The organism is Thauera aminoaromatica S2 (assembly GCF_000310185.1).
In the GTDB taxonomy this organism is placed as follows: Bacteria; Pseudomonadota; Gammaproteobacteria; order Burkholderiales; family Rhodocyclaceae; genus Thauera; species Thauera aminoaromatica.
The window spans coordinates 1-2,875 of the sequence record NZ_AMXD01000234.1; the positions used below are offsets into that span (position 1 = coordinate 1).

Here is a 2,875-nt window from a genome sequence, read left to right on the forward strand (position 1 = left end):
GCACGACGCCCCAGGCACGGATGTGTGCGTGGGGCGTTGTGTTGGTGTGGTTAGTCTGACGATGACCTACTTTCACGAGGGCGGACCTCACTATCATCGGCGCGTGTGCGTTTCACGGTCCTGTTCGGGAAGGGAAGGGGTGGTTCCACACAGCTATGGTCGTCAGACTTTGACTTGTTGCCTGCGTGGTTTGCAGGCCAAAGTTAGGAAGAAGTGTTGTGTGATTGTCTGGTTGCGTTGTTTTGGCAACCAGGGGGTTGAGTTCGTTTTGTTTTGAAGGTTATAGGATCAAGCCACACGGGCAATTAGTACCGGTTAGCTGAACGTGTTGCCACGCTTACACACCCGGCCTATCAACGTTGTGGTCTTCAACGACCCTTCAGGGGGCTCGAGGCCCCGGGGAAGTCTCATCTTGAGGCGAGTTTCCCGCTTAGATGCTTTCAGCGGTTATCTCTTCCGCACATAGCTACCCGGCGATGCGACTGGCGTCACAACCGGTACACCAGGGGTGCGTCCACTCCGGTCCTCTCGTACTAGGAGCAGGCCCTCTCAAACTTCCAGCGCCCACGGCAGATAGGGACCAAACTGTCTCACGACGTTTTAAACCCAGCTCACGTACCACTTTAAATGGCGAACAGCCATACCCTTGGGACCGGCTACAGCCCCAGGATGTGATGAGCCGACATCGAGGTGCCAAACTCCGCCGTCGATGTGAACTCTTGGGCGGAATCAGCCTGTTATCCCCAGAGTACCTTTTATCCGTTGAGCGATGGCCCTTCCATACAGAACCACCGGATCACTATGACCTGCTTTCGCACCTGCTCGACTTGTGGGTCTCGCAGTCAAGCCACCTTTTGCCATTGCACTATCAGTACGATGTCCGACCGTACCTAGGTGACCTTCGTACTCCTCCGTTACCTTTTGGGAGGAGACCGCCCCAGTCAAACTGCCCACCATGCACGGTCCCCGACCTGGATTCACAGGCCTGGGTTAGAACCTCGACGACACCAGGGTGGTATTTCAAGGTTGGCTCCACCGGAACTGGCGTCCCGGTTTCAAAGCCTCCCACCTATCCTACACAAGTCCCGTCAAAGTCCAATGCAAAGCTACAGTAAAGGTTCATGGGGTCTTTCCGTCTAGCCGCGGGGAGATTGCATCTTCACAAACATTTCAACTTCGCTGAGTCTCAGGAGGAGACAGTGTGGCCATCGTTACGCCATTCGTGCAGGTCGGAACTTACCCGACAAGGAATTTCGCTACCTTAGGACCGTTATAGTTACGGCCGCCGTTTACCGGGGCTTCGATCAAGAGCTTGCACCCCATCACTTAACCTTCCGGCACCGGGCAGGCGTCACACCCTATACGTCCACTTTCGTGTTTGCAGAGTGCTGTGTTTTTAATAAACAGTCGCAGCCACCGATTCTCTGCGACCCCGTTCCGCTCCGGCCGCGAGGGCCTTCACGTACCAGGGGCATACCTTCTCCCGAAGTTACGGTATCAATTTGCCGAGTTCCTTCTCCTGAGTTCTCTCAAGCGCCTTGGTATTCTCTACCAGCCCACCTGTGTCGGTTTGCGGTACGGTCACTCTTAGACTGAAGCTTAGAGGCTTTTCCTGGAAGCTGGGTATCACTCGCTTCGGATCCGAGGATCCTCGTCATCACGCCTCATCTAAGCCACGCGGATTTGCCTACGCGGCACGACTACACGCTTAAACCACCTATTCCAACAGATGGCCGAGCTAACCTTCTCCGTCCCCCCATCGCATCTAAGAGCGGTACAGGAATATTGACCTGTTTCCCATCGACTACGCATTTCTGCCTCGCCTTAGGGGCCGACTCACCCTGCGCCGATGAACGTTGCGCAGGAAACCTTGGGCTTACGGCGAGGGTGCTTTTCACACCCTTTATCGCTACTCATGTCAGCATTCGCACTTCCGATACCTCCAGCATCCCTTACGAGACACCTTCGCAGGCTTACGGAACGCTCCCCTACCACGTGTCAAAGACACATCCGCAGCTTCGGTTCATGGCTTGAGCCCCGTTACATCTTCCGCGCAGGACGACTCGACTAGTGAGCTATTACGCTTTCTTTAAAGGATGGCTGCTTCTAAGCCAACCTCCTAGCTGTCTATGCCTTCCCACCTCGTTTGCCACTTAGCCATGCATTTGGGACCTTAGCTGGCGGTCTGGGTTGTTTCCCTCTTGACACCGGACGTTAGCACCCGATGTCTGTCTGCCGTATATCACTTTGCGGTATTCGGAGTTTGCTATCGCGGGGTAGATCGCAATGACCCCCCCAACGATTACAGTGCTCTACCCCCGCAAGTGTCCGTACGACGCACTACCTAAATAGTTTTCGGGGAGAACCAGCTATTTCCGGATTTGTTTAGCCTTTCACCCCTATCCACAGCTCATCCCCTAACTTTTCAACGTTAGTGGGTTCGGACCTCCAGTACCTGTTACGGCACCTTCATCCTGGCCATGGATAGATCATCCGGTTTCGGGTCTACGCCCAGCTACTCTGACGCCCTTATCAGACTCGCTTTCGCTACGCCTCCCCTATTCGGTTAAGCTCGCAACTGAACGTAAGTCGCTGACCCATTATACAAAAGGTACGCAGTCACCCCTTTCGAGGCTCCCACTGTTTGTATGCATGCGGTTTCAGGATCTATTTCACTCCCCTCCCGGGGTTCTTTTCGCCTTTCCCTCACGGTACTGGTTCACTATCGGTCGATCACGAGTATTTAGCCTTGGAGGATGGTCCCCCCATCTTCAGACAGGATTTCTCGTGTCCCGCCCTACTTGTCGCACGCTCAGACCCGCCACCGGCTTTTCGCATACGGGACTATCACCCTGTATCGTCGGACTTTCCAGAC

General features: G+C 54.7%; 2 rRNA genes. Both read right to left on the reverse strand.

The annotated features are described in order from the left end of the window. Window positions 1-53: 53 nt before the first annotated feature. Window positions 54-167: ribosomal RNA gene (gene rrf, locus C665_RS19010) — 5S ribosomal RNA — on the reverse strand. Window positions 168-284: 117 nt separating this feature from the next. Beyond that, window positions 285-2,875: ribosomal RNA gene (locus C665_RS19015) — 23S ribosomal RNA — on the reverse strand; the annotation flags it as partial.